Consider the following 25,679-nt stretch of genomic DNA (forward strand, 5'->3'; position numbering starts at 1 on the left):
GGGCACCGGCCGGGCAACGGACGCGGGGCCGGCGCCGGGGCCGGCAGCGCGAGCGGAGCCGACGGCGCGCGCGGAGCCGGTGGTGGACGCGGGGCCGGTGGTGGACGCGGGGCCGGTGGTGGACGCGGGCCCGGTGGTGGACGCGGGCCCGGTGGTGGAGGCGGGGCCGGCGCCGGGCGCGGGCTCGCGCCGGGTGCCGCACGGAGCGCGTGGCAGGAGGGGGGCGCCCGGCAGGTGCGGGAGGAACGGCCCGGTCCGGCGGGCCCGCGGCTGCCGAACCCCCGGCTGACCGGACTCGGCAGCGGGCTGTTCTGCGCCGGGGCGATGTTCCTGCTCGGCTGTCTGGACCAACTGCTGTTCGGGGCGTCCCCGACGGTGTACGGCGTGCTGTTCCTGCCGGTGTGCGTGCTGACCGCGCTGTGGGTGCGGGACGGGGACGTGCTGTCGGCGCCGGTGGTCCTGCCGATCGCGTTCGCCGTGGGGCTGCTGCCCGTCGCCGACGGCGGCGGGGGGCTGTTCGGCCGTCTGATGGGGCTGGTCACCGGGCTCGCCACCCAGGCCGGGTGGCTGTACGGGGGAACACTCGTCGCAGGAGTGCTCGTGCTCGCCCGCCGGGTGCTGTGGGTGCGGGGCCGCCGGGGGCACGGCTGAGCACGGCCGGCCCGTGAGCCGGGCCCATGCCGTCGGGGGCGACGGCATGGGCCGGAGCGGCTCCAGGGTCTTTCGTTGGGGTCACGGCGGATCAGGGAGCGGGGCTCTGGTGGTGGGGGCACCTCCCGCTCCGTTCAGGCGGTGGGGGAGCATCGCAAGGCGGAGGAGGGTGCCATGACGGAGCCCGGGCAACCGGCTTCAACGCGGCGAGGCGCGGTGCCAGACCCCGCCGAGCCCGGCATGATCCGAACGAGCGGCTCTAGGCGTGCTCGGCCGCTCTCATCGCCGCGCCCACGATTCCCGCGTTGTTCTGGAGTTGCGCGGGGACGATCTCGGCCTTGATGTCCTCGATGAGGTGCAGGAACTTGTCCGCCTTGCGGCTGACCCCGCCGCCGATGATGAACAGGTCCGGCGAGAACAGCATCTCCACGTGCGCCAGATAGTGCTGCACGCGGTGCGCCCACCGTTCCCAGCTGAGGTCGTGGTCCTCCTTGGCCTTGCTGGAGGCACGCTTCTCGGCGTCGTGGCCGTTCAGCTCCAGGTGGCCCAGCTCGGTGTTCGGGACCAGGGCGCCGTCCACGAAGAGGGCGCTGCCGATTCCGGTGCCGAAGGTGAGCAGGATGACCGTGCCCCGGCGGCCCCGTCCGGCGCCGAAGTCCATCTCGGCGACGCCCGCCGCGTCCGCGTCGTTGACCACGGTCACCGGGAGTCCGCCGAGTCTGCCGCTGAACAACGCGCGCGCGTCCGTGTCGATCCAGCTCTTGTCCACGTTCGCGGCCGTACGGACCGTGGCGCCCCCCGTGACCACCCCGGGGAAGGTCAGGCCGACCGGCCCGGTCCAGCCGAAGTGGTCCACGACCTCCTTGACCCCGTCGGCGACGCCCTCGGGCGTCGCCGGGTGCGGGGTGAGCACCTTGCAGCGCTCCTGGGTCAGGTCGCCCCGGTCGAGATCCACAGGGGCGCCCTTGATCCCGGATCCGCCGATGTCCACACCGAAGATCTGCATGGCACCACGTTACGACGGACCACTGACGGTCACGCCTCGGAGGTGCCGCTTCCTCCGCGCTCGGCGACCAGGGCGGCGGCCTCCTCACGCAGGTCGCGGCGGAGCTCCTTGGGCAGCGAGAAGGTGATGGACTCCTCGGCGGCCTTGACCAGCTCCACGTCCGCGAAGCCGCGCTCGGCGAGCCACTCCAGTACCTGCTCGACCAGTACCTCGGGGACGGACGCCCCGGAGGTGACACCGATCGTCGTCACGCCCTCCAGCCAGGTCTCGTCGATCTCGTCGGCGAAGTCCACCAGATACGCCTCGCGGGAACCGGCGAGCTTGGCGACCTCGACCAGCCGCTTGGAGTTGGAGGAGTTGCGCGAGCCCACGACGATGACCAGTTCGGCCTCGGCACCCATCTGCTTCACGGCGAGCTGGCGGTTCTGCGTGGCGTAGCAGATGTCGTCGCTGGGCGGGGAGACCAGCCCCGGGAACTTCGTCTGCAGCGCGTCGACGGTCTCCATGGTCTCGTCGACGGAGAGGGTGGTCTGGGAGAGCCAGACGACCTTCGACGGGTCGCGGACCTCCACCTTGGCGACGTCCTCGGGGCCGTCGACCAGCTGGATGTGGTCGGGGGCCTCGCCGGAGGTGCCGATGACCTCCTCGTGGCCCTCGTGGCCGATCAGCAGGATGTCGTAGTCGTCATTGGCGTACCGGACGGCTTCCTTGTGGACCTTGGTGACCAGGGGGCAGGTGGCGTCGATGGTGGCGAGGCGGCCCTGCCTGGCCTCCTCGTGCACGACGGGGGCGACGCCGTGCGCCGAGAACATGACGATGTTGCCGGCCGGTACCTCCTCCGTGCGCTCGACGAAGACGGCGCCCTTCTTCTCCAGGGTCTGCACGACGTACTTGTTGTGGACGATCTCGTGCCGGACGTAGATCGGGGCCCCGTACTGCTCCAGGGCTTTCTCGACGGCGATCACGGCGCGGTCCACGCCGGCGCAGTAGCCCCGGGGGGCGGCGAGCAGGACACGGCGGCCAGACGAAGCGGTCATGCGTCCCATCGTAAGGCCGCGTCCGGCGGCGCAGAGATCGCGTGCCCGCGGTCCGGCGGGGAGGACCGGTGCGCATGTCCGACACCGGAACGACAGCCTCCAGGGTGGATTCGGACCGCTCGTTGCGGCGCGGGCCGGGCTTGCGGGATCTCGTGGTGTACGGGCTGCCGTTCCCGGAGGTCCGAGGGTTAGGGTCGTGGGTGGTCGTTGTCACTGAGGAGGGGGCTTCGGGGATGAGCGGGATAGTGACGGCAGTCAGCAGCAACAGCGAGTACTCGTTCACCAAGCCGAACCGGGACAGCATCACGCTGCTCGCCGGGCTCGGTGTGGAGGGTGACGTCCATGCCGGCGTGACGGTCAAGCACCGCTCGCGCGTCGCGCAGGACCCCACCCAGCCGAACCTGCGCCAGGTCCACCTCATCCATGAAGAGCTCTTCGCCGAGGTCGCTGCGGAGGGATTCAAGGTGGTGGCCGGTGACCTCGGCGAGAACATCACCACCCGTGGCATCGATCTGCTGGGCCTGCCGGTCGGCACGCTGCTGCGGATCGGCGACGACGCGGTGCTGGAGGTGACCGGCCTGCGCAATCCCTGCGTGCAGATCGACAACTTCCAGGACGGGCTGCTGAAGCGGGTTGTCGGCCGCGATGAGGCCGGCAACCTCGTACGCAAGACCGGAATCATGAGCATCGTGAAGAAGGGCGGCGCGGTGCGCCCGGGCGACACGATCAAAACGGAGCTTCCCAGCGGGCCGCACCTGCCCCTGGAACGGGTCTGACGTCTGTCCACCCCCTGACGGCGCGTGGCCGGACTGTCGGTCCCGGCCGTTAGGCTCGCCGCATGGCTGTCAACACGTCCCCGCAGTCCCCCCTGCCCGTAGGCGAGGTGTCGCGGCTCATCGGGGGCTGGATCGACCGGCTCGGCGCGGTGTGGGTCGAGGGGCAGATCACGCAGTTGTCGCGCCGCCCCGGTGCCGGCGTCGTGTTCCTCACGCTGCGCGACCCGTCGTACGACATCTCCGTCAGCGTGACCTGCTATCGCCAGGTGTTCGACGCGGTAGCGGACGTCGTCGGCGAGGGCGCCCGTGTGGTCGTCCTGGCCAAGCCGGAGTGGTACGCGCCCCGGGGCCAGCTGTCGCTGCGCGCCGCGGAGATAAAGCCGGTCGGCGTCGGCGAGCTGCTGGCCCGGCTGGAGCAGCTGAAGAAGGCGCTCGCCGCCGAGGGCCTGTTCGCGCCGGAGCGCAAGAAGCCGCTGCCGTTCCTGCCGCAGCTGATCGGGCTGGTGTGCGGCCGGGCCTCCGCCGCGGAGCGGGACGTGCTGGAGAACGCCCGGCACCGCTGGCCCGCCGTCCGCTTCGAGGTGCGCAACGTCCCCGTGCAGGGCGTGCACGCCGTCCCGCAGGTCGTGCAGGCCGTCAAGGAGCTCGACGCGATCGACGAGGTCGACGTGATCATCGTCGCGCGCGGCGGCGGCAGCGTCGAGGACCTGCTGCCCTTCTCCGACGAGCAGCTGGTGCGGGCCGTGGCCGAGTGCCGGACGCCCGTCGTGTCGGCGATCGGGCACGAGCCGGACAATCCGCTGCTGGACCACGTCGCCGATCTGCGCGCCTCCACGCCGACGGACGCGGCCAAGAAGGTCGTCCCGGACGTCGGCGAGGAGCTGGAGCGGGTGCGGATGCTGCGGGACCGGGCGCGGCGCTGCATGGCGGCGTTCGTGGAGCGGGAGGAACGCGGGCTGGCGCACGCGCTGGCGCGGCCCTCGATGGAGGATCCGCACCGGATGCTCGACGAGCGCGCGGACCACGTCTCCTCGCTGCTCGACCGCGGCCGGCGGACCCTCGGGCACCTGCTGGACCGCGCGGACTCGGAGCTGACGCACACGCACGCGCGCGTGGTGGCCCTGTCCCCCGCGGCGACGCTCCGGCGCGGTTACGCGGTGCTGCAACGGACGGACGGGCACGTGGTGCGCGATCCGGCCGAGGTGACGGCGGGCGAGGCGCTGCGGGCCCGCGTCGCCGACGGTGAATTCACAGTGAAGGTGGGCGAATGACGAGCAAGGTGGACGAGGCTCTCTCGTACGAGCAGGCGCGGGACGAGCTGATCGAGGTCGTACGACGCCTGGAGGCGGGCGGTACGTCGCTGGAGGAGTCCCTCGCGCTGTGGGAGCGCGGCGAGGAGCTGGCCAAGGTGTGCCGGCGCTGGCTGGAGGGGGCCCGGGCCCGGCTGGACGCGGCACTGGCCGAGGAGGACGCGGAGGAAGCGGCCGAGGAGGACGGCGAGTAGGCCGGGGTACCGGAACACGGAGCCTGTGAAGCGGATCACCACACCCCGGTTTTAGTTGAAACTTAAACCTAGCGTGGCGTACGGTCGGTGCAGTCAGCCGGTCCGGACACCCGGGCCGGACGCGCGTCCGAGGAAGTCACGCATGTCTCTCGTTCTTGACCCCGCCGCCCAGGACCTGCTGTTCCGCGAGGCCCGTACCGCGAACACCTTCACCGACGAGCCGGTGACCGAGGAGCAGGTCCAGGCGATCTACGACCTGGTCAAGTACGGCCCCACCGCCTTCAACCAGACCCCGCTGCGCATCACCCTGGTCCGCTCCCCCGAGGCCCGCGAGCGCCTGGTCGGTCACCTGGCCGAGGGCAACCGGGCCAAGACCGCCGCCGCCCCGCTGGTCGCGATCCTCTCCGCGGACAACGAGTTCCACGAGGAGCTGCCCGCCCTGTTCCCGGCGTTCCCGCAGGCCAAGGACCTCTTCTTCGCCGAGCGCCCGGCCCGTGAGGGCTCCGCCGCGCTGAACGCGGCCCTTCAGGCCGCCTACTTCATCGTCGGCGTCCGCGCCGCCGGCCTGGCCGCCGGCCCGATGACCGGCTTCGACTTCGAGGGCGTCCGCAAGGAGTTCCTCGACGACGACCACACCCCCCTGATGGTCGTCAACATCGGCCGCCCGGGCCCGGACGCCTGGTACCCGCGCTCGCCGCGCCTGGCGTACGAGGACGTCGTCACGACCGTCTGACGGCGCGGACACCCCGCACACACCAAGAGGCCCCCAGCACCGCCGGGGGCCTCTTCGTGTGTGCCGCGCGCGGATCACCGCATCTTCAGCGCCGCCACCATCTTCGTCAGCTCCTCGAAGGAGCCGGTGCCGGCCACCACCGTCGTGGAGCCGGGAGTGTCCCGCAGGACCAGGGCGTCGTACCGCCCGCCGGTGCAGCGGGTCCAGGTACGGCCGTCGATCCGCTCGGTGCGCTTCGTCTCCGACCCGCCCTGGCTGGCCTGGTCGATGAAGTCGGCGCGCTTCTGCCTGGACTGCTCGACCTGCACGTACTGGCCGTCCGGGGTCTGGAAGCCCAGGTGCCAGCGGTCGGACTTCTCCCCCTGGAAGCGCACGGAGGTCGCCTTCCAGGTACTCGGCAGACCCTCGGGGGCGGCCACCGGATAGCTCGCCGCGCGCCGGGCCGTGAGCAGCTCGACCCGGTAGTCGACCCGCTTGAGGTCGGGGGCGTGATCGTCGCGCGGGATGCTGAGGAAATAGACGACCGCCGCCGCGATGCCGATCAGGGCCAGGGAGAGGATCATGTCCCGGGCCGTCTTCTGCTTGCCGTTCGAACCTGCCACGCCCTCTATCGTCGCAGGTGCCCCAGGTGCTCATCCGTGGGGTCCCCTGCTCATTTTGTCTGCCTAACGATAGAGTCAGGGTCCTAGACCCTCATCCGGCCGTCGTCGTATCAGAAAGGTGCGCTCCGATGACCGAAAATCATCACCTGCCGTCCGAGCTCGATGTTCCCTCCGAGGCTCCCGACCGCAACCTCGCCCTGGAACTCGTCCGGGTGACCGAAGCCGCCGCGATGGCCGCGGGCCGCTGGGTGGGGCGCGGCGACAAGAACGGCGCCGACGGCGCCGCGGTGCGTGCCATGCGGACCCTCGTCTCCACCGTGTCGATGAACGGCGTGGTCGTCATCGGCGAGGGCGAGAAGGACGAGGCCCCGATGCTCTTCAACGGGGAGCGCGTGGGCGACGGCACCGGCCCCGAGGTCGACATCGCCGTCGACCCGATCGACGGCACCACGCTGACGGCCAAGGGCATGCCGAACGCGATCGCCGTCCTCGCCGCCGCCGAGCGTGGCGCGATGTTCGACCCGTCCGCCGTGTTCTACATGGACAAGCTGGTCACCGGTCCCGAGGCGGCCGACTTCGTCGACATCGACGCGCCCGTGGCCGTGAACATCAAGCGGATCGCCAAGGCGAAGAAGGTCACGCCGGAGGACGTCACCGTCGTCATCCTCGACCGGCCGCGGCACGAGGGTCTGATCCGGGAGGTCCGGGAGGCCGGTGCGCGCATCAAGCTGATCTCCGACGGCGACGTCGCCGGCTCGGTGTACGCGCTGCGCGAGGGCACCGGCGTCGACCTGCTGCTCGGCATCGGCGGCACCCCCGAGGGCATCATCTCGGCCTGCGCCGTGAAGTGCCTGGGCGGAACCATCCAGGGCAAGCTGTGGCCGAAGGACGACGAGGAGCGGCAGCGGGCGATCGACGCCGGGCACGATCTGGACCGGGTGCTCACCACGGACGACCTGGTGTCCGGGGAGAACGTGTTCTTCGTGGCGACCGGCATCACCGACGGCGAGCTGCTGCGGGGTGTCCGGTACCGGCCCGAGAAGGCGCTGACCGAGTCGATCGTGATGCGGTCGAAGTCGGGGACGGTGCGCAGGATCGACTCCGAGCACCGGCTGAGCAAGCTGCGGGCCTACAGCGCGATCGATTTCGACCGGGCCAAGTAGCGCCCGTCACCGGGGGGCGGCGGAGTCCGTCCGGCGAGCGGGGGTCCGCCGCAACCCGTCGGGCCGCCCGGCGAAGTGCCGGGACCGCCCGAGGACCTGTCGGGAGCGAAGTGTCGGGTCCGCCCGGCGACTGTCGGGGCCGAGCGGCAAAGCGTCGGGACCGCGCGGCGAAGTGTCGGGACCGCGCGGCGAAGTGTTGGCTCGGCCCGCCCGGCGAAGGCGAATGCCGGACGCGGCCCCCGCGTCCCGTTGGCCGGCAGGCGCCCCAGGTGCGGAGGGGGCGCCCGCCTCCCGTACTAACCCGCCATGCGGTTCGCCGCCGCCCGCGCCGTCTTCTTCAGCTCCATCTCCCGCCGGCGGCGCCTCGCCAGGACCACCCGGCGTTCGGCCGCCGTGAGGCCGCCCCAGACGCCGTAGGGCTCGGGCTGGAGGAGCGCGTGTTCGCGGCACTCGACCATGACCGGGCAGCCGGAGCAGACGCGCTTGGCCGCCTCCTCGCGGGACAGGCGGGCGGCGGTCGGCTCCTTCGACGGGGCGAAGAACAGGCCGGCCTCGTCGCGCCGGCACACGGCTTCGGTGTGCCAGGGTGCGTCTTGGTCCCTGTCTCGCGCTGGCACCCGCGGGGCTGGAACGGCAGCTACCTGCAGGGACGAATGCGGCGATTGCAGCACGGTCTACTCCTGACGACGGCTTCGCGAGCGAGAGACGATGCAGCAAGCCCTACCCGCTGTGCGCGCGCCTATGCACAGAGTTTCCCTTCGCAGGCGCGCGGCGGCTCGCGCACTCCCCCCGCCCCGGTGTCACCGCAGGGACAGGCCGCTCCGGTCTCCGGCCACCGTCCGATGCGCGACCGTCAATGGCCCAGGTGTTTGCGCAGCTTCCGGTCGACCTTGTCCTGGACGCGATCCAGGATGTCCGCCACGACCTTGCCGCGCTTGGGCCGTGCCTCGACGTTGCCGAGGACGGCCCAGCCGTCGACGTAGACGACCGGCGCGTCGGAGTCCACCGAGTCCAGCGGGCTCACCTCGAAGTTGCCGAGCACACCGCCCCCGGTGCCGCGCAGCGATATGTTCTCCGGGACGCGGATCTGCACGTCACCGAAGACGGAGACCGCCTTGATCACCACCTGCTGGTACTCGAAGATCGCCTCGCTGAGGTCGATCTCGACACTGCCGAAGATCGCGTACGCGTGCAGCCGGCGCCCGGCACGCCAGCGGCCCCGGCGCATCGCGCTGCTGAACACCGCGACCACGTTGGCGTCGGCCTCCGCCGGGATCGCGCCCGGGTCGGGGCGAGGCGGGGCGGGCGTGTAGGCGGAGGCGGCGGCGCGCCGGTGGGCCGCGGGCAGGTCCCGGACGAAGACCTCCAGTTCACCCACCGTCTTGGCGTTCAGGACCCCGTCCACGCGCTCGGCGTGCTCGTCGGCGGTCAGCCGGCCCTCGGCCAGGGCCTCACGGAGGATGTCGGCGACCCGGTCACGGTCGGCGTCCGAGGCGCGCAGCTCGTGCGCGGGTGTGGGTGCGGTCTGCTTCTGAAGGTCCACGGCAGCAGCGTACCCAAACACGATAGATCGCGACACCCCCGCCGCCGAGGCGACGCGAGGTTCCCCCGGACCGAGCCTTGCCTCCGCCGCCGTGATGACACGGTTCCCGGGCCGGTCCTTGCCTCGTCCCGCCGCCGCGCCGCCGCGCCGCCGTGGTAGCGCGGTCCCCGGGCCGATCTATACCTCGTCCCGCCGCCGTGGTGACGCGGTTGCCCGGACTGAGCCTTACCTCACAGGTTCGCCGCCGACGGCAGGTTCTACGCTGGTGAGGCCCGCCAGCGTCGGCGGGCAGCCGTCCGTAGAGTGAGGAATGGGCTGCGATGCCTGAGTTCGCGTACACCGATCTGCTCCCCCAGGGAGAGGACACCACCCCCTACCGGCTGGTGACCTCCGAGGGCGTCTCCACGGTCGAGGGACCGGACGGCCGGACGTTCCTCAAGGTGGAGCCGGAGGCGCTGCGCAAGCTGGCGGAGGAGGCCATCCACGACATCCAGCACTACCTGCGCCCCGCCCACCTCGCGCAGCTGCGCCGGATCATCGACGACCCGGAGGCGTCGGGCAACGACAAGTTCGTCGCGCTGGACCTGCTGAAGAACGCGAACATCGCGGCGGCCGGTGTGCTGCCGATGTGCCAGGACACCGGCACCGCGATCGTCATGGGCAAGCGCGGGCAGAACGTCCTCACCGAGGGCGGGGACGAGAAGCACCTCTCGCACGGCATCTACGACGCCTACACCAGGCTCAACCTGCGCTACTCGCAGATGGCTCCGCTCACCATGTGGGAGGAGAAGAACACCGGCTCCAACCTGCCGGCCCAGATCGAGCTGTACGCCACCGACGGCGGCGCCTACAAGTTCCTGTTCATGGCGAAGGGCGGCGGCTCGGCCAACAAGTCGTTCCTGTACCAGGAGACGAAGGCCGTCCTGAACGAGTCCTCCATGATGAAGTTCCTGGAGGAGAAGATCCGCTCGCTCGGTACGGCCGCCTGCCCGCCGTACCACCTGGCGATCGTCGTCGGCGGCACGAGCGCCGAGTACGCGCTGAAGACCGCGAAGTACGCCTCCGCGCACTACCTGGACGAGATCCCGGCGGAGGGCTCGGAACTCGGCCACGGCTTCCGGGACAAGGACCTGGAGCAGAAGGTCTTCGAGCTGACCCAGAAGATCGGCATCGGCGCGCAGTTCGGTGGCAAGTACTTCTGCCACGACGTCCGTGTGGTCCGCCTCCCCCGCCACGGCGCCTCCTGCCCGGTCGCCATCGCCGTCTCCTGCTCCGCCGACCGGCAGGCCGTCGCCAAGATCACCGCCGAGGGTGTCTTCCTGGAGCAGCTGGAGACGGACCCGGCGCGCTTCCTGCCGGAGACGACGGAGGAGCACCTGGACGAGTCCTCGGACGTCGTCAGGATCGACCTGAACCAGCCGATGGACACGATCCTCGCCGAGCTGACGAAGTACCCGGTCAAGACCCGGCTGTCGCTGACCGGCCCGCTGGTCGTGGCCCGGGACATCGCGCACGCCAAGATCAAGGAGCGGCTGGACGCGGGCGAGGAGATGCCGCAGTACCTGAAGGACCACCCGGTGTACTACGCCGGCCCGGCGAAGACCCCCGAGGGCTACGCGTCCGGTTCCTTCGGCCCGACGACGGCCGGCCGCATGGACTCCTACGTGGAGCAGTTCCAGGCCGCGGGCGGCTCCAAGGTGATGCTCGCCAAGGGCAACCGCAGCAAGCAGGTCACCGACGCGTGCGACGCCCACGGCGGCTTCTACCTCGGCTCCATCGGCGGCCCGGCCGCCCGTCTCGCCCAGGACTGCATCAAGAAGGTGGAGGTCCTGGAGTACGAGGAGCTGGGCATGGAGGCCGTCTGGAAGATCGAGGTCGAGGACTTCCCGGCGTTCATCGTGGTGGACGACAAGGGCAACGACTTCTTCCAGGACCCGGCCCCGCAGCCGACGTTCACGTCCATTCCGGTGCGGGGCCCCGGCCTCGCCTGACCCGCCGTCCCCTTGAAGCCCTCCGGGCCCCTCGGCACGCGCCGGGGGGCCCTCCTTCTTCCCGCCCGGCACGTGGATCCGGCGACCTCACCGACCGGTCCGGATCCGGAGCCGCCGGACGAGCCCGCGGCGCCCCGACACGCTGCACGTCACCTCCCCGCGGCTGGTGGCACCCGCGGTGTGTACTGACGGGTGGTCAGACGGGGAATACGCGTGCCGCGACACCCGCTCACGTTTTCGGAGGTACGACGATGACGACCGAAGAGCCGCAGTACCGGATCGAGCACGACTCGATGGGCGAGGTCCGGGTGCCGGCCCATGCCAAATGGCGGGCGCAGACGCAGCGTGCCGTCGAGAACTTCCCGGTCTCCGGGCAGCGCATCGAGCGGGCGCACATCCAGGCCCTCGCCCGCGTCAAGGCGGCGGCGGCGAAGGTGAACGCCGAGCTGGGTGTGCTGGACAAGGAGGTCGCGGAGGCGATCCAGGAGGCGGCCGGCGAGGTCGCCGCGGGGAAGTGGGACGAGCACTTCCCGGTGGACGTGTTCCAGACGGGCTCCGGGACGTCGTCCAACATGAACACCAACGAGGTCGTCGCGACGCTGGCCACCGAGCGGCTCGGCCGTGACGTGCACCCCAACGACCATGTGAACGCCTCGCAGTCGTCCAACGACGTCTTCCCGTCCTCCATCCACATCGCGGCGACCGCGGCCGTCACCCACGACCTGATCCCGGCCCTGGAGCACCTCGCCGTGTCCCTGGAGCGCAAGTCCGAGGAGTTCACCGACGTGGTGAAGTCCGGGCGTACGCACCTGATGGACGCCACGCCGGTCACGCTGGGCCAGGAGTTCGGCGGGTACGCGGCCCAGGTGCGGTACGGCGTCGAGCGGCTGCGCGCCTCGCTGCCCCGGCTGGCCGAGCTGCCGCTGGGCGGCACGGCGGTCGGCACCGGCATCAACACCCCGCCCGGATTCTCCGCCGCCGTCATCGAGGAGGTCGCCCGGGTCACCGGTCTGCCGCTGACCGAGGCCCGTGACCACTTCGAGGCACAGGGCGCCCGGGACGGCATCGTGGAGACCAGCGGTCAGCTGCGGACCATCGCGGTCGGCCTGACGAAGATCGCCAACGATCTGCGCTGGATGTCGTCCGGGCCGCGCACCGGCCTGGCCGAGATCCGGCTGCCCGACCTCCAGCCCGGCTCCTCGATCATGCCGGGCAAGGTCAACCCGGTCGTCCCCGAGGCCGTACTGATGGTCGCCGCCCAGGTCATCGGCAACGACGCCACCATCACCACGGCCGGTGCCGCCGGAAACTTCGAGCTGAACGTCATGCTCCCGGTCATCGCCAAGAACGTCCTGGAATCGATCCGGCTGCTCGCCAACGTGTCGCGGCTGCTGGCCGACCGGACGGTGGACGGCATCACCGCCGACCGCGAACGCACCCGCGAGTACGCCGAGTCGTCCCCGTCCGTGGTGACCCCGCTGAACAAGTACATCGGCTACGAGGAGGCCGCGAAGGTCGCCAAGAAGTCCCTCGCCGAGCGGAAGACGATCCGTGAAGTCGTCCTGGAGGGCGGCTACGTGGAGCGCGGCGATCTGACGCCGGAACAGCTCGACGAGGCGCTGGATGTCCTGCGGATGACACACCCGTAACCGGGAGCGAACCTTTCCGGCCACCCCCGGGACGCCGTGACACACACCGCAGCGTCGTATGCCCGTGGCACCTAATATCTGTGCATGGCGGACGACGGAGCGATGACACGAGTGGCGGCGGGGCGCGCGACGCACTGGACCCCCGGGACACCCATCCTGTGGCGCTACCGGGAGAACGGGGGCGCGCACTACCACATCGCCCGGCCCGTCACCGTCGTACGCGACGACGCCGAGCTGCTGGCGGTGTGGCTGGCCCCCGGCACCGAGTGCGTGAGACCGGTCCTGGCCGACGGCACGCCCGTGCACCAGGAACCGCTGGAGTCCCGCTACACCAAGCCGCGCACGGTCGCGCGGGACCGCTGGTTCGGCACGGGCGTGCTGAAGCTGGCCCGGCCCGGCCGGCCCTGGTCGGTGTGGCTGTTCTGGGATCCGGGCTGGCAGTTCAAGAACTGGTACGTGAACCTGGAACAGCCGCTGGCCCGCTGGGCGGCCGGCGTGGACTCCGAGGACCACTTCCTGGACATCTCCGTCCACCCGGACCGCAGTTGGCACTGGCGCGACGAGGACGAGTTCGCGCAGGCCCAGCGGGACGGGCTGATGGACGCGGCGACCGCCCGCCGGGTGCGGGCGGCAGGCCAGGAGGCGGTGGAGGAGATCCGCGCGTGGGGGCCGCCGTTCTGCGACGGCTGGCAGCACTGGCGCCCGGACCCGTCCTGGGCGGTACCTTCTCTCCCCGGGGACTGGGACCGCACACCCGCGCACATGTCCTCATGAGACCCTTGATGCGCCCCAGGGCATGAAACGTAGGATCGTCCTCCGCAAGGGGCGTTAGCGCAACTCCCGGCGCACCTGCCGGGCTTGACCGATCGTCACCGAGGGGCGGCAGGACGTGAGCGAGGGGTACGAGGGCGGCACCACCGCGAAGAGCGGCGGCTGCGCGAACGGCAGCGGAACAACCTCCGACCCCGCGGGAATTCCGTTCCTGGGGCACGTATTGCGGGTATCGGGACTTCGGCGGGACCAACTGTGCGCCCGGCGCACCCGGCGCACAGCCCCGGACGGATGGATGCGACACGCGTGACGGAGCAGCCCACCTCCTTCGAACGCCCCCAGCCGGGCGTCGACCCCGCGGACGCCCGCGGGGCGCTCCTGCATACCTCCAAGCAGCTCGGCAGCCCGGCCTTACCCGTGCAGGCCCGGGCCGACACGACGCCCTCGGGCCCGGGCACGGCCACGCCTCGTGGCAAGGGAAAGGACGGCATGGGGAAGGAGCACCCGGTGGGCGGCCCCGAGCACGCCCAGCCCGCCACCACCGAACCCGGCGCCCATCGCCCGCGCCCCGCGCCGGAGGGCATCCCGGCGCAGCCCGGCGCCGAGCAGGAGCGCACGCCCAGCGCTGAGGAGCGCCGTACCGGGCGCGGACTCCCGCCCGGGCGTCCGATGCCCATGCGGCGGGACGGGGACCGGCTCAGGTTCGTGGGCGCGGCCACCCGGCGGATCGCCCGCGGGATCGACCTGGACGAGATCGTGATGGGGCTCTGCCGGGCCACCGTGCCGACGTTCTCGGACGCGATCCTGGTCTATCTGCGCGACCCGCTGCCGGTCGGCGACGAGCGGCCCACCGGCCCGGTGGTGCTGCGGCTGCGCCGCACCGACCGGATCCCGGAGGAGCGGGACACCGAGGGGGTGCTGCTGCCGGCGGCGTTCGAGCCGGATGCGGAACCGTCCGCGCTGGCCGATCTTTCGACGCTCACCACGGAGCTGTGCGAGGTGCGGCCGGGCGGCGCGCTGAACGAGGTGCTGCGCGGGGTGCGGCCGGTGTTCGCCGACGCGCCCGCCGCCCGGGCCGCGCTGCCCGAACTGCTCGGCGAGGGCGGCGAGGCCGTCGTACCGGACGGGCAGCACGCCATCCTCGCCCCGCTGCGCGGCCGACGCCGGGTGATCGGCGCGGCCCTCTTCCTGCGCCGCCCGGAGCGGCTCGCGTTCGAGGCGGACGACCTGCTGGTGGCCGCCCAGCTGGCCACGCACAGCGCGCTCGGCATCGACAAGGCGGTGCTGTACGGCCGGGAGGCGTACATCGCCGACGAGCTTCAGCGCACCATGCTCCCCGAGACCCTGCCGCGGCCGACCGGTGTCCGGCTGGCCTCCCGGTACCTGCCGGCCGCGGAGACCGCGCGGGTCGGCGGCGACTGGTACGACGCGATCCCGCTGCCCGGCAGCCGGGTCGCGCTGGTGGTCGGGGATGTCATGGGCCACTCCATGACCTCGGCGGCGATCATGGGCCAGCTGCGCACCACCGCGCAGACGCTGGCCGGACTCGATCTGCCGCCGCAGGAGGTGCTGCACCATCTGGATGAGCAGGCGCAGCGCCTGGGCACCGACCGCATGGCGACCTGTCTGTACGCCGTCTACGACCCGGTCACGCACCGCATCACGATCGCCAACGCCGGGCATCCGCCGCCCGTGCTGCTGCATCTGGGCGGGCGGGCCGAGGTGCTCCGGGTGCCGCCCGGCGCGCCGATCGGGGTCGGCGGGGTCGACTTCGAGGCGGTGGAGCTGGACGCGCCCGCCGGGGCCACCCTGCTGCTGTACACCGACGGGCTGGTGGAGTCCCGGCTGCGGGACGTGTGGACCGGCATAGAGCAGTTGCGGGAGAAGCTCGCCGCGACCGCCCAGCTGACCGGCCCCGACCATCCGCCGCCGCTGGAGGCGCTGTGCGACGAGGTGCTGGACATGCTCGGGCCGGGCGACCGGGACGACGACATCGCGCTGCTCGCGGCCCGGTTCGACGGGATCGCGCCGAGCGATGTCGCGTACTGGACGCTGGAGCCGGAGGAGACGGCCCCCGGCCAGGCCCGCCGGCTGGCCCGGCGGGCGCTCGCCCGCTGGAACCTGGAGGAGCTGTCTGACTCGGTGGAGCTGCTGGTCAGCGAGGTCGTGACGAACGCCGTGCGGTACGCGTCGCGGCCGGTGACGCTGCGGCTGCTGCGCACGGACGTGCTGCGCTGCGAGGTCGGCGACGACGTGCCGCAGCTGCCGCGGCTGCGGCAGGCCCGGGCCACGGACGAGGGCGGGCGCGGCCTGTACCTGGTCAACAGGCTGGCCCGGCGCTGGGGTGCGACCCGGCTGAGCACCGGCAAGGTGGTCTGGTTCGAGCTGAACCGGGGCTGAGTCCGGTCACCTGACGACGCCGGAAGGGGCGCCCGGATCACTCCGGGCGCCCCTTGCGGTGTGCCCCTACTGGTCCTGCCCCAACTGGCCGAAGTCGTCCTCGGGGTCGAGCGGGTCCTCCGTGCCGGGGGACGTCGGCGGCTCGCTGGAAGGCGTCTGGGACGGCGTCTGCGAGGGGCTCTGCGACGGCGGCGTCTGGGACGGCGTCCGGGACGGCGTCTGCGACGGAGTGTGCGAGGTCGGCGGCTCGCTGCTCGGGGTCTGTGACGGCGTCTGGCTCGGGGTGTGCGTCCACGTCGGCGTCTCGGTCGGTTCGACGGCAGCGCCCTGCGTGGTGTTCAGGTCGAACTCCGCCCGGTCCGTCACACCGAAGGTGTAACCGGCCCAGATCTCCGCCGGGTAGCCGCCGCCGTTGATCCGGCCGGGCGGCTTGATCAGGCCGGTCGCGCCCTTCATGGACACATGGGCCCTGGTCTTGGGGTCCTCGCCGAACAGGCCGACGGAGGTGACCAAGTCGGGGGTGTAGCCGGTGAACCAGGCCGACTTGTTCTCGTCGGAGGTGCCGGTCTTGCCCGCCACCTGCTGGCCGTCGCGCAGCGGGTTGCTGGCCACCGAGAGCTTGGCCGTACCGTCGTCCACCACACCGGTGAGCACCGAGGTGACCGTGTCGGCGGCCGTGCGGCTGATCACCTGGCCGCCGATCGGGTCCGGGATGTCCGCCGTGCCGTCCTTCTTCTCCGCCGACTTGAGGATGCTCGGGGTCACCTTGGCGCCGTGGTTGGCGAAGGTGGCGTAGATCCCGGCCATCTCCAGCGGGCTGGCCCCCATCGAGCCCAGCGTCTGGGCGGGCACCGCCTGCATGCCCTTGGTGTCCATGCCGAGCTTGCCGGCCGTGCTCATCACCTTGTCCATGCCCACGTCCACACCCATCTGCGCGAAGACGGAGTTGACGGACTTGTTCATGGCCTGCTGCACGGTGATGTCGTCGTAGTCGACGTCGTCCTCGTTCGGCGGGGCGAAGCCGACCTTGGTGCCGTGGTCCAGGACCTGGCGGCGGCTGGTGCCGTCGTAGAGCGTGTCGGCCGCGATCGGCTTGCCGTCCTGCGTGGTGGCGTTCTGTTCCAGCGCGGCGGCGAGGATGACCGGCTTGAACGTCGAGGCCGGCTGGTAGTCCTTGCGGGTGGCGTTGTTGTAGTAGTGCTCGTAGTAGTTCTGACCGCCGTAGAGCGCGAGGATCTTCCCGGTCCTGGGGTCGACGGAGACCGCTCCGGGCTGGATGGCACCGTCGACCTTGCGCTTCTTCTTGTCGAGCTTGCCGGTCAGCTCGGTCTTGACGGCCTTCTCCAGCGCCGCCTGCTTCTTCCGGTCGATGTTGAGGGTGATGGTCCAGCCGTTCTCGACGACCGCGCTCTCGGCCTGCGACTGCGTCAGGCCCTGCTGCGCCATGAGCTGTTGTTCCAGCTGCTGGTTGGCGAGATCGACGAGGTAGCCCTTCTGCCCGTCGAGGCCCGGGGCGCCCTTGGGTTCCTTCGGCTTCGGGAACTTCATGGCGTCGCGCTTGGCCTTGGGCAGCCAGCCCTCCTCGACCATGTTGTCCAGGACGTAGTTCCAGCGTGCCGTGACCAGCCGCTTGCCGGTGTCGGTGGCGACGGCCCAGTCGTACTGGCTGGGTGCCTGGAGGAGGGAGGCGAGGTAGGCGCCCTGCTGGACCGTGAGGTCCTCGGCGTCGACGTGGTAATACGCCTGGGCGGCGGCCTGGATGCCGTAGGCGTTGCGGCCGTAGTAGCTGGTGTTGATGTAGCCGGCGAGGATGTCGTCCTTGGACGTCTCGCGGTCCACCTTCAACGAGATGACCAGCTCCTTCAGCTTGCGCGTGACGGTCTGGTCCTGGTTCAGGTAGTAGTTCTTGACGTACTGCTGGGTGATCGTCGAACCACCCTGCTTGCCCTTGCCGGCGAGCGTGTTGAGGATGCCGCGGGCCGTGCCTTTGAAGTCGACGCCGGAGTCGTGGTAGAAGCTCTTGTTCTCCGCCGCGACGAAGGTCAGCTGGACCTTGCGGGGCACCTTGGAGAGGTCGACGATCTCGCGGTTGACCTTGCCGTCGCGGGCCAGGATCGTTCCGTCACTGAACTTGTAGATGTTGCTCTGCCGCTGGGCGGCGGCGTTGCCCTCGGGGACGTCCACGTACAGGTACAGGCCGATGAAGCCCAGGATGCCCAGCAGACACACTCCGAAGAAGGTCCCGAGGATCTTCTTCCAGCTGAATATCCGGCGTACGAGACTCTTGGCCGGCTTACCACCGGCCGCGGGCTTACCACCGGCCGCGGGCCTGCCGCCGGCGGTCGCCGCGCTGCCTGCCATCGGCGCGCTCCCGGCCTCGGGGGCGGAGCGGGGGCGCCTGGGCGCCGCGCGGTGGCCACCGCGCTGCCGCGCTCGTCTCTCTTCCGCTCGTCCCATGGGTCCCTACGCTCGCTTCCGTCTTGGGGTCAGCTCCGAAAGCTAACACCCGTCTATATGACAAAGGGCGTCCGATCCGCTCTTTTACGGACGTGACAATCAGCACCCGCCCCATCGGAACCGACGACTGACACTGGCGCGGGGTTGCTCGACCGCTTAAAGTGATATCACTTAGCTAGAACTGAGCTAAGCACTTCCACACGGGGGGTCCCTATGTCCACATCCGAGCCGGCCGCCACCGCCGACGTCCCCGAGATGCCCGCCCCGCGGGTCAGGGAGTTCACCGCCCACAGCATCGGCGGCGGGCTCGCCCTGCTGCTCGGCCTGATCGGGATCGGCGCCGCCGTCGCACTGTTCGTCGCCGCCGGGACGGTCACCGCCGGTGGGGCCAAGGCCGGCCTCGCCGTCGCCGGTGTCGTCGTCCTCCTCGCCGCCGTGATCGCGATGCGCGGCCTGAACACGGTCGCCCCGGGCGAGGCCAGAGTCGTCCAGCTCTTCGGGCGCTACCGGGGCACGATCCGGCAGGACGGCCTGCGCTGGGTGAACCCCTTCACCTCCCGCTCCCGGATCTCCACCCGGGTACGCAACCACGAGACCGCCGTCCTGAAGGTCAACGACGCCTACGGCAACCCGATCGAGCTGGCCGCGGTCGTGGTGTGGAAGGTCCAGGACACCGCGCAGGCCACGTTCGAGGTGGACGACTTCGCCGAGTTCGTCGCCACGCAGACCGAGACGGCCGTGCGGCACATCGCCATCGAGTACCCGTACGACGCCCATGACGAGGACGGCCTGTCGCTGCGCGGCAACGCCGAGGAGATCACCGAGAAGCTGGCCGTCGAACTGCAGGCGCGGGTGGAGGCGGCCGGGGTGCGGGTCATCGAGTCGCGCTTCACCCACCTCGCGTACGCTCCCGAGATCGCCTCGGCGATGCTCCAGCGGCAGCAGGCGGGGGCGGTCGTCGCGGCACGGCGGCAGATCGTCGACGGCGCCGTGGGCATGGTCGAGGCGGCGCTGGCACGGATCGCGGAGGCGGACATCGTGGAGCTGGACGACGAGCGGAAGGCGGCGATGGTGTCGAACCTGATGGTCGTGCTGTGCGGGGACCGCGCCCCGCAGCCGGTCCTCAACACAGGAACCCTCTACCAGTGACGGATTCCGCGGAGACTCCGCGGCGCGGGCCGCAGCAGCGCAAGCAGGTGCTGCTGCGGCTGGACCCGTCGGTGTACGAGGCGCTGGCCCGGTGGGCCGGGGACGAGTTGCGGTCGGCCAACGCGCAGATCGAGTTCGTGCTGCGCAAGGCGCTGGCGGAGGCGGGACGGCTGCCGCGGGAGACGGGCCCGCTGCCGCGCCGGGGACGGCCCCCCAAAGACTCCGCCACCGAACCCCCGCCGGCCTGAACGGCTCGTTACCGAACCAAGACAATCGGCCCCCACCTGCGCGGTCCCACCGCTCGCCAGCACGTGCGCACTCAGCGTATACACGCCGCGTATACACCGTGTGTAGAGTGCTCCCATGTCCATCGGTCACACCCTTCTAGGGCTCCTGGAGTCCGGCCCGCGCCACGGTTACGACCTCAAGCGGGCCTTCGACGAGAAGTTCGGTCACGACCGGCCGCTGCACTACGGCCAGGTCTACTCCACGATGTCCCGGCTGCTGAAGCACGGACTCGTGGAAGTCGACGGGATCGAGGCGGGCGGCGGCCCCGAGCGCAAGCGGTACGCCATCACCGACGCCGGCATCACCGACGTCGAGCGCTGGCTCGCCACCCCGGAGAAGCCGGAGGAGTACCTCCAGTCGACCCTCTACACCAAGGTCGTCCTCGCGCTCCTCACCCACCGCGACGCGGCCGACATCCTCGACACCCAGCGGGCCGAGCACCTGCGGAGCATGCGGATCCTGACCGACCGCAAGCGCAAGGGCGACCTCGCGGACCAGCTGATCTGCGACCACGCCCTGTTCCATCTGGAGGCCGACCTGCGCTGGCTCGAGCTGACCGCGGCCCGCCTCGGCAAACTCCGTGAGGCGGTGGCCGCGTGACTCCTCCCCCCGGCTCCCTGCTGTCCGCGGAAGACCTGCGCAAGTCCTACGGCCCCACGGCTGCGCTCGACGGCGCCGAGTTCTCCATCCACGCCGGCGAGGTCGTCGCCGTGATGGGCCCCTCCGGCTCCGGCAAGTCGACGCTGCTGCACTGCCTCGCCGGCATCGTGCCGCCCGACTCCGGGTCCATCACGTACGACGGCCGCGAACTGGCCGGCATGAGCGACGCCCACCGCAGCGCGCTGCGCCGCAGCGATTTCGGGTTCGTCTTCCAGTTCGGGCAGCTGGTCCCGGAGCTGACCTGTGTGGAGAACGTGGCCCTGCCGCTCCGGCTGAACGGCACCTCCCGCAAGGAGGCCGAGCGGACCGCGCTCGCCTGGATGGAGCGCCTGGAGGTGGACGACCTCAAGGGCAAGCGGCCCGGCGAGGTCTCCGGCGGCCAGGGCCAGCGGGTCGCGGTGGCGCGGGCCCTGGTCACCAGCCCCCGGGTGGTGTTCGCCGACGAGCCGACCGGCGCGCTCGACTCCCTCAACGGCGAGCGCGTGATGGAGCTGCTGACCGACGCCGCCCGCTCCACCAACGCGGCCGTCGTCCTGGTCACGCACGAGGCCCGGGTGGCCGCCTACTCCGATCGCGAGATCGTCGTACGCGACGGCAGGTCCCGGGACATGGAGCGGGCCATATGAGCGCGCGGCAGTGGTCCAGGGATCTCGGTCTCGGCGCCCGGTTCGCCTTCACCGGCGGGCGCGAGGGCTGGATCCGGATGCTGCTGACCGCGGTCGGTGTCGGCCTCGGAGTGGCACTGCTGCTGCTGACGACCGCGATCCCGAACGCGATGGCGGTACGGCACGACCGCGACCAGGCCCGCCTGGACTACACCTACGGTCCCGGCCGGCCGAAAGCCGCCGACACCCTGGTGATCTCCGACGCCGACACGACGTTCCACGGCGGCGACATCCGCGGCCGGCTGGTGGAGCCGGAAGGACCGCGGGCGCCGGTCGCCCCGGGCCTGGCGAAGTACCCGGCACCGGGCGACATGGTCGTCTCCCCCGCGCTGAAGGAACTCCTCGGCTCCCCGGACGGGAAGCTGCTGCGCGAACGGCTGCCGTACCGCGTCGTCGGGACGATCGGTGAGAGCGGCCTCATCGGCTCGCACGAACTCGCCTACTACGCCGGGGCCACGAACCTCGCCCCGCGGATCGACGGCTGGCAGACGGCCCGGATCACCGAGTTCGGTCCGCTGAAGCCGACGGAGGCGAGGGGACTGGACCCGGTCCTGCTGCTGCTGGTGCTGGTCGTCTTCGTGGTGCTGTTGATGCCGGTCGCCGTGTTCATCGCCGCCGCCGTACGGTTCGGCGGCGAGCGGCGTGACCGCAGACTGGCCGCGCTGCGGCTGGTGGGCGCCGACAGCCGGTCGACCCGGCGGATCGCGGCGGGCGAGGCTCTCGCCGGCTCGCTGGTCGGACTGCTCTTCGGCACCGTCTTCTTCCTGCTCGGCCGGCAGCTCGCGGGCTCGGTCGAGGTCATGGGCATCAGCGTGTTCCCCAGCTATCTCAACCCCGCGCCCGCACTGGCCGCCCTGGTCGCGGTGGCCGTTCCGGCGGCGGCGGTGCTGGTCACCCTGTTCGCGCTGCGCGGGGTGGTCATCGAGCCGCTGGGCGTGGTCCGCACGGCCAAGCCCAGGCGCCGCCGGTTGTGGTGGCGGCTGCTGGTGCCGCTGGGCGGCCTCGCGATGCTCGCCCCGATGATCGGGCAGGGCCGGGAAGCCTACTTCGACGAGTACCTGGTGATCGGCGGTGTCGTGCTGCTGCTCGTCGGTGTGACGACGCTGCTGCCGTGGATCGTCGAGGCGGTGGTGGCCCGGCTGGGCCACGGCGGAGTGGCCTGGCAACTGGCCGTACGACGGCTGCAGTTGAGCAGCGGCTCGGCGGCCCGCATGGTGAACGGCATCGCGGTCGCGGTGGCCGGGGCGATCGCGATGCAGATGCTGTTCGCGGGCGTCCAGAGCGACTACACCAAGGTCACCGGCCAGGACACCGCCCGGATCCAGATGCAGGTCAACCTGTCCCGGGGCGTCCCCTTCACCCCGGCCGCCGGCGAGTTCGCCGCCACCAAGGGCGTCCGCAAGGCCGTCGCACTGGCCACCGCGGAAGTCGGCGACCGGAGCTGGCGCGGCAAGGGGCCCGGCGCCTCCACCGGTGTCACGGTCGGCGACTGCGCCGCACTGCGCGAAGTCGCACGGCTGTCCAGCTGCCATGACGGGGACGTCTTCGTGGCCACCGGGTCCGACAGCGTCTCGGACGCCGACACGGCGAAGCTGGCCGAGCCGGGCCGCCGGCTCTGGCTCGACATGAACTTCGGCGTCGGACAGCACCCGGAGACCGGCTGGACCGTACCGGGCGGCCTGAAGCAGGTCCGCGCGATCACCTCCCCGAACGGGAACAAGTACGGCGGCTTCCTGCTGACCCCGGCCGCCGCGCCGGCTCACGGAGCGAAGGCGTTCAGCTCGTCGGTGTACGTGACGATCGACCAGTCGGTGCGGGACGTGCACGAGTACGTGCGCAACACGGCGGCTGCGGTCGACCCGCTGGCGGACGTGATGCTGTGGTCGTCCACCGAGGAGTCCGACAAGTTCACCTCCATCCGCACCGGAACGTTCGTCGGCGCCATCTGTGTGCTGGCGCTGATCGGCATCAGCCTGCTGGTGTCCCAGCTGGAGCAGTTGCGCGAACGCAGGAAGCTGCTGTCGTCGCTGGTCGCCTTCGGTACCCGGCGGCGCACCCTGAGCATGTCGGTGCTGTGGCAGACGACGATCCCGATCGCCCTGGGGCTGCTGCTCGCCTCGGCCGTCGGACTGACGCTCGGCACGGTGCTGCTGAAGATGATGCAGGCGACGGTGTCCGTGGACTGGATGAGCGTGCTCTCGATGACCGGCGCCGGCGCGGCGGTGGTCCTCGCGGTCACCCTGCTGAGCCTGCCGCCGTTGCTGCGGATGATGCGGCCGGAGGGACTGCGGACGGAGTAGGCCGGCGCCGCGGAGGAGTGCGGGGAAGGGGCGCCGCGAAGAGGCTCGGGGAAGGGGCGCGGGGAACTGTGCCGGGGCCGGTGCGGGAAGCCCGCGCCGGCCCGCGGCGCCGCGCACCCGGTGCCGCCCGCTCGGGAACGTCAGTCGGCCGCGTCGAGCACCCGTACGGGCAAGGCGCGGAGCGCCCCCCGCAGGGCCGCGGCGAGTTCCTCGTACTCGGCGGCCCGGGCCGCGCCCGCGCGCATGGCGAAGGCGACCCGGCGGCTCGGCGCGGGCTCGGCGAAGTAGCCGGTCAGCAGCTGGGTGCTGCGGGTCGTCTCCAGCCGCAGGGCCGTGCGCGGGAGCAGGGTGCAGCCGAGACCGCCCGCGACGAGCTGGACCAGCGTCGACAGTCCGGCGGCCGTGGTGGTGACCGGCGCGTCCTCCCGGCCGGCCTCCCGGCAGATGTCCAGGGCCTGGTCGCGCAGGCAGTGCCCCTCGTCCAGGAGCAGCAGGTTCAGCTCCCGCAGCGCCTCACGCGGGATGCCCTCCCGGCCGCCGAGCCAGTGGTCGAGCGGGGTGACGAGCACGAAGTCCTCGTCGAAGAGGGGGAGTTCGACGACGCCGGGTACGCCGAGCGGCACCGCCAGCAGCAACAGGTCGAGCCGGCCGGAGTTCAGGCCGTCGATCAGGTTGGCGGTCTGCTCCTCGTGCACCTGAAGGTCGAGGTCCGGATAGCGCTCGTGGACGAGCCGCAGCACGGCCGGCAGCAGATACGGCGCGACGGTGGGGATCACCCCGAGCCGCAGCACGCCCGTGAAGGGCGCCCGGACCGCCTCGGCCTCCTCCAGCAGCGCGCCGACCGCGTCCAGCACCGCCTTGGCGCGTACGGCCAGCCGCTCCCCCGCGGGCGAGAGCAGCACCTTGCGCGTCGTACGCTCGAGGAGGGTCACGCCGAGGGTCTCCTCCAGCGCCGAGACCGCGCCGGACAGGGCGGGCTGGCTCATTCCGATGGCCGCCGCCGCGTCCCGGAAGTGCAGATGCTCGGCCACCGCGGCGAACGCCCGCAGCTGCGCCAGGCTCGGCTGCCTGCGTTTCCCGTTACCCATGGTCACTGATAACTACCTCCGATCAACGCAACCGAGTGTAGCTATTTCCCTAATCAATGCACCCTGTGCCAACATCGACAGCGTCCAACCCATGAGAAACACCCCAAAAGGGAAGTTTCTTCGCTGCAAGGAGAGCGTGTGCTCACTGTCGGTGACAAGTTCCCCGAGTTCGAACTGACCGCCTGCGTCTCGCTGGAGAAGGGCAAGGAGTTCGAGCAGGTCCACCACAAGTCCTACGAGGGCAAGTGGCTCGTGGTCTTCGCGTGGCCCAAGGACTTCACGTTCGTGTGCCCGACCGAGATCGCCGCGTTCGGGAAGCTGAACGACGAGTTCGCCGACCGCGACGCCCAGATCCTCGGTTTCTCCGGTGACTCCGAGTTCGTCCACCACGCCTGGCGCAAGGACCACCCGGACCTGACCGACCTGCCGTTCCCGATGATGGCCGACTCCAAGCACGAGCTGATGCGCGACCTCGGCATCGAGGGCGAGGACGGCTTCGCGCAGCGCGCCGTCTTCGTCGTCGACCCGAACCGCGAGATCCAGTTCACCATGGTGACCGCCGGTTCCGTGGGCCGTAACCCCAAGGAGGTCCTGCGGGTTCTCGACGCCCTGCAGACCGACGAGCTGTGCCCGTGCAACTGGAGCAAGGGCGAGGAGACCCTCGACGCGGTCGCGCTGCTGGCTGGTGAGTGACCCATGTCACTCGACTCCCTGAAGTCCCTCGTTCCGGACTACGCCAAGGACCTCAAGCTCAACCTGGGCTCGGTCATCGGCAACTCGGAGCTGCCGGCGCAGCAGCTGTGGGGCACGGTGCTGGCGACCGCCATCGCCTCCCGCTCCCCGATCGTGCTGCGTGAGCTGGCGCCGGAGGCGAAGGCGAACCTCTCGCCGGAGGCGTACCAGGCCGCCAAGTCGGCCGCCGCCATCATGGCGATGAACAACGTCTTCTACCGGACCCGGCACCTGCTGTCCGACCACGAGTACGGCACCCTGCGCGCGGGCCTGCGGATGAACGTCATCGGCAACCCGGGCGTGGAGAAGGTCGACTTCGAGCTGTGGTCGTTCGCGGTCTCCGCGATCAACGGCTGCGGCATGTGCCTGGACTCGCACGAGCAGGTCCTGCGCAAGGCCGGTGTGGAGCGCGAGACCGTCCAGGAGGCGTTCAAGATCGCCTCCGTGGTCCAGGCGGTCGGCGCCACGCTGGAGGCCGAGGCCGTGCTGGCCGAGTAGGTCACACCCCTGAGGA

Annotated in this window: 24 protein-coding genes; 17 read left to right on the plus strand and 7 right to left on the minus strand. The window is 71.1% G+C overall.

Features of this window, described 5'->3' with window-relative positions; all coding sequences use genetic code 11:
• Positions 1-234: 234 nt before the first annotated feature.
• Positions 235-651 (plus strand): DUF6542 domain-containing protein, encoded by a 417-nt coding sequence (locus ACIGYR_RS20845; protein ID WP_399597440.1) that lies wholly within the window; start codon positions 235-237, stop codon positions 649-651.
• 259 nt (positions 652-910) lie between these two features.
• On the opposite strand, the gene ppgK is transcribed toward ACIGYR_RS20845, so the two are convergent.
• Positions 911-1,657: a polyphosphate--glucose phosphotransferase gene (gene ppgK, locus ACIGYR_RS20850; protein WP_399597437.1), complete on the minus strand. Its 747-nt coding sequence runs from the start codon at positions 1,655-1,657 to the stop codon at positions 911-913.
• A gap of 29 nt (positions 1,658-1,686) precedes the next feature.
• Positions 1,687-2,703, minus strand: a complete 1,017-nt coding sequence (locus tag ACIGYR_RS20855; RefSeq protein WP_391840293.1) for a 4-hydroxy-3-methylbut-2-enyl diphosphate reductase — start codon at positions 2,701-2,703, stop codon at positions 1,687-1,689.
• Between the two features lie 224 nt (positions 2,704-2,927).
• On the opposite strand from ACIGYR_RS20855, the gene ACIGYR_RS20860 reads away from it, so the two are divergent.
• The 4 genes from ACIGYR_RS20860 to ACIGYR_RS20875 all read left to right on the plus strand — a co-directional run bounded on the left by ACIGYR_RS20860 (position 2,928) and on the right by ACIGYR_RS20875 (position 5,707).
• Complete coding sequence (locus ACIGYR_RS20860; RefSeq protein WP_399598625.1) at positions 2,928-3,470, plus strand: MOSC domain-containing protein; 543 nt, start codon at positions 2,928-2,930, stop codon at positions 3,468-3,470.
• Positions 3,471-3,532: 62 nt separating this feature from the next.
• Positions 3,533-4,741, plus strand: coding sequence for an exodeoxyribonuclease VII large subunit (xseA, locus tag ACIGYR_RS20865; RefSeq protein WP_391840287.1), 1,209 nt, complete (start codon positions 3,533-3,535; stop codon positions 4,739-4,741).
• Entirely contained in the window at positions 4,738-4,974 is a 237-nt protein-coding gene (locus ACIGYR_RS20870; RefSeq protein ID WP_391840286.1) for an exodeoxyribonuclease VII small subunit, read from the plus strand. Before xseA ends, ACIGYR_RS20870 begins: the two co-directional genes overlap by 4 nt.
• 142 nt (positions 4,975-5,116) lie before the next feature.
• Positions 5,117-5,707 (plus strand): malonic semialdehyde reductase, encoded by a 591-nt coding sequence (locus ACIGYR_RS20875; protein WP_391840284.1) that lies wholly within the window; start codon positions 5,117-5,119, stop codon positions 5,705-5,707.
• A 74-nt stretch (positions 5,708-5,781) separates the two neighbouring features.
• Here ACIGYR_RS20875 and ACIGYR_RS20880 read toward each other — a convergent pair whose 3' ends face one another.
• Positions 5,782-6,309 carry a DUF4245 domain-containing protein gene (locus tag ACIGYR_RS20880; protein ID WP_391840282.1) on the minus strand — a complete coding sequence of 176 codons (528 nt, stop codon included), beginning with the start codon at positions 6,307-6,309 and terminating at the stop codon, positions 5,782-5,784.
• Between the two features lie 128 nt (positions 6,310-6,437).
• Here ACIGYR_RS20880 and glpX point away from each other — a divergent pair, with 128 nt between their 5' ends.
• Positions 6,438-7,472 (plus strand): class II fructose-bisphosphatase, encoded by a 1,035-nt coding sequence (glpX, locus tag ACIGYR_RS20885; protein WP_391840280.1) that lies wholly within the window; start codon positions 6,438-6,440, stop codon positions 7,470-7,472.
• Between the two features lie 296 nt (positions 7,473-7,768).
• Here glpX and ACIGYR_RS20890 read toward each other — a convergent pair whose 3' ends face one another.
• Positions 7,769-8,143 (minus strand): WhiB family transcriptional regulator, encoded by a 375-nt coding sequence (locus ACIGYR_RS20890; protein ID WP_391840278.1) that lies wholly within the window; start codon positions 8,141-8,143, stop codon positions 7,769-7,771.
• 182 nt (positions 8,144-8,325) lie between these two features.
• Positions 8,326-9,015, minus strand: coding sequence for a DUF1707 domain-containing protein (locus tag ACIGYR_RS20895; protein WP_391840276.1), 690 nt, complete (start codon positions 9,013-9,015; stop codon positions 8,326-8,328).
• Positions 9,016-9,335: 320 nt separating this feature from the next.
• Between ACIGYR_RS20895 and ACIGYR_RS20900 the strand changes: the two genes are divergently transcribed.
• The 4 genes from ACIGYR_RS20900 (at position 9,336) to ACIGYR_RS20915 (ending at position 15,826) form a co-directional block, all read left to right on the plus strand.
• Complete coding sequence (locus tag ACIGYR_RS20900) at positions 9,336-11,006, plus strand: fumarate hydratase (protein WP_391840274.1); 1,671 nt, start codon at positions 9,336-9,338, stop codon at positions 11,004-11,006.
• Between the two features lie 251 nt (positions 11,007-11,257).
• Positions 11,258-12,655, plus strand: coding sequence for a class II fumarate hydratase (locus ACIGYR_RS20905; RefSeq protein ID WP_399597428.1), 1,398 nt, complete (start codon positions 11,258-11,260; stop codon positions 12,653-12,655).
• An 84-nt stretch (positions 12,656-12,739) separates the two neighbouring features.
• Positions 12,740-13,429, plus strand: a complete 690-nt coding sequence (locus tag ACIGYR_RS20910; RefSeq protein ID WP_399597425.1) for a DUF402 domain-containing protein — start codon at positions 12,740-12,742, stop codon at positions 13,427-13,429.
• A gap of 288 nt (positions 13,430-13,717) precedes the next feature.
• The gene (locus tag ACIGYR_RS20915; protein WP_391840268.1) at positions 13,718-15,826 is read left to right on the plus strand and encodes a SpoIIE family protein phosphatase; all 2,109 of its coding nucleotides are present in this window, start codon (positions 13,718-13,720) and stop codon (positions 15,824-15,826) included.
• Positions 15,827-15,892: 66 nt separating this feature from the next.
• On the opposite strand, the gene ACIGYR_RS20920 is transcribed toward ACIGYR_RS20915, so the two are convergent.
• Positions 15,893-18,283, minus strand: a complete 2,391-nt coding sequence (locus ACIGYR_RS20920) for a transglycosylase domain-containing protein (protein ID WP_399597422.1) — start codon at positions 18,281-18,283, stop codon at positions 15,893-15,895.
• A gap of 213 nt (positions 18,284-18,496) precedes the next feature.
• On the opposite strand from ACIGYR_RS20920, the gene ACIGYR_RS20925 reads away from it, so the two are divergent.
• The 5 genes from ACIGYR_RS20925 (at position 18,497) to ACIGYR_RS20945 (ending at position 23,345) form a co-directional block, all read left to right on the plus strand.
• On the plus strand, positions 18,497-19,432 hold the full coding sequence (locus ACIGYR_RS20925; RefSeq protein WP_391840265.1) for an SPFH domain-containing protein: 936 nt from the start codon (positions 18,497-18,499) through the stop codon (positions 19,430-19,432).
• Positions 19,429-19,680, plus strand: a complete 252-nt coding sequence (locus ACIGYR_RS20930) for a hypothetical protein (protein WP_391840263.1) — start codon at positions 19,429-19,431, stop codon at positions 19,678-19,680. The genes ACIGYR_RS20925 and ACIGYR_RS20930 overlap by 4 nt, the downstream gene beginning before the upstream one ends.
• A gap of 115 nt (positions 19,681-19,795) precedes the next feature.
• Positions 19,796-20,320 carry a PadR family transcriptional regulator gene (locus tag ACIGYR_RS20935; protein ID WP_391840261.1) on the plus strand — a complete coding sequence of 175 codons (525 nt, stop codon included), beginning with the start codon at positions 19,796-19,798 and terminating at the stop codon, positions 20,318-20,320.
• Entirely contained in the window at positions 20,317-21,006 is a 690-nt protein-coding gene (locus ACIGYR_RS20940) for an ABC transporter ATP-binding protein (protein WP_391840259.1), read from the plus strand. The genes ACIGYR_RS20935 and ACIGYR_RS20940 overlap by 4 nt, the downstream gene beginning before the upstream one ends.
• Complete coding sequence (locus tag ACIGYR_RS20945) at positions 21,003-23,345, plus strand: ABC transporter permease (RefSeq protein WP_399597416.1); 2,343 nt, start codon at positions 21,003-21,005, stop codon at positions 23,343-23,345. Before ACIGYR_RS20940 ends, ACIGYR_RS20945 begins: the two co-directional genes overlap by 4 nt.
• A 140-nt stretch (positions 23,346-23,485) precedes the next feature.
• Here the strand turns inward: ACIGYR_RS20945 and ACIGYR_RS20950 are convergent, their stop codons facing one another.
• A complete protein-coding gene (locus ACIGYR_RS20950) occupies positions 23,486-24,433 on the minus strand; it encodes a LysR substrate-binding domain-containing protein (protein WP_391840255.1) in 948 nt (315 codons plus the stop codon).
• Between the two features lie 138 nt (positions 24,434-24,571).
• Between ACIGYR_RS20950 and ACIGYR_RS20955 the strand changes: the two genes are divergently transcribed.
• Complete coding sequence (locus ACIGYR_RS20955; protein ID WP_391840253.1) at positions 24,572-25,126, plus strand: peroxiredoxin; 555 nt, start codon at positions 24,572-24,574, stop codon at positions 25,124-25,126.
• A gap of 3 nt (positions 25,127-25,129) precedes the next feature.
• Positions 25,130-25,663 carry an alkyl hydroperoxide reductase gene (locus ACIGYR_RS20960; protein WP_391840251.1) on the plus strand — a complete coding sequence of 178 codons (534 nt, stop codon included), beginning with the start codon at positions 25,130-25,132 and terminating at the stop codon, positions 25,661-25,663.
• The last annotated feature ends 16 nt before the right edge of the window (positions 25,664-25,679 follow it).

Origin of the sequence: Streptomyces sp. NPDC053076 (assembly GCF_044546845.1) — a bacterium.
Classification (GTDB): Bacteria; Actinomycetota; Actinomycetes; order Streptomycetales; family Streptomycetaceae; genus Streptomyces.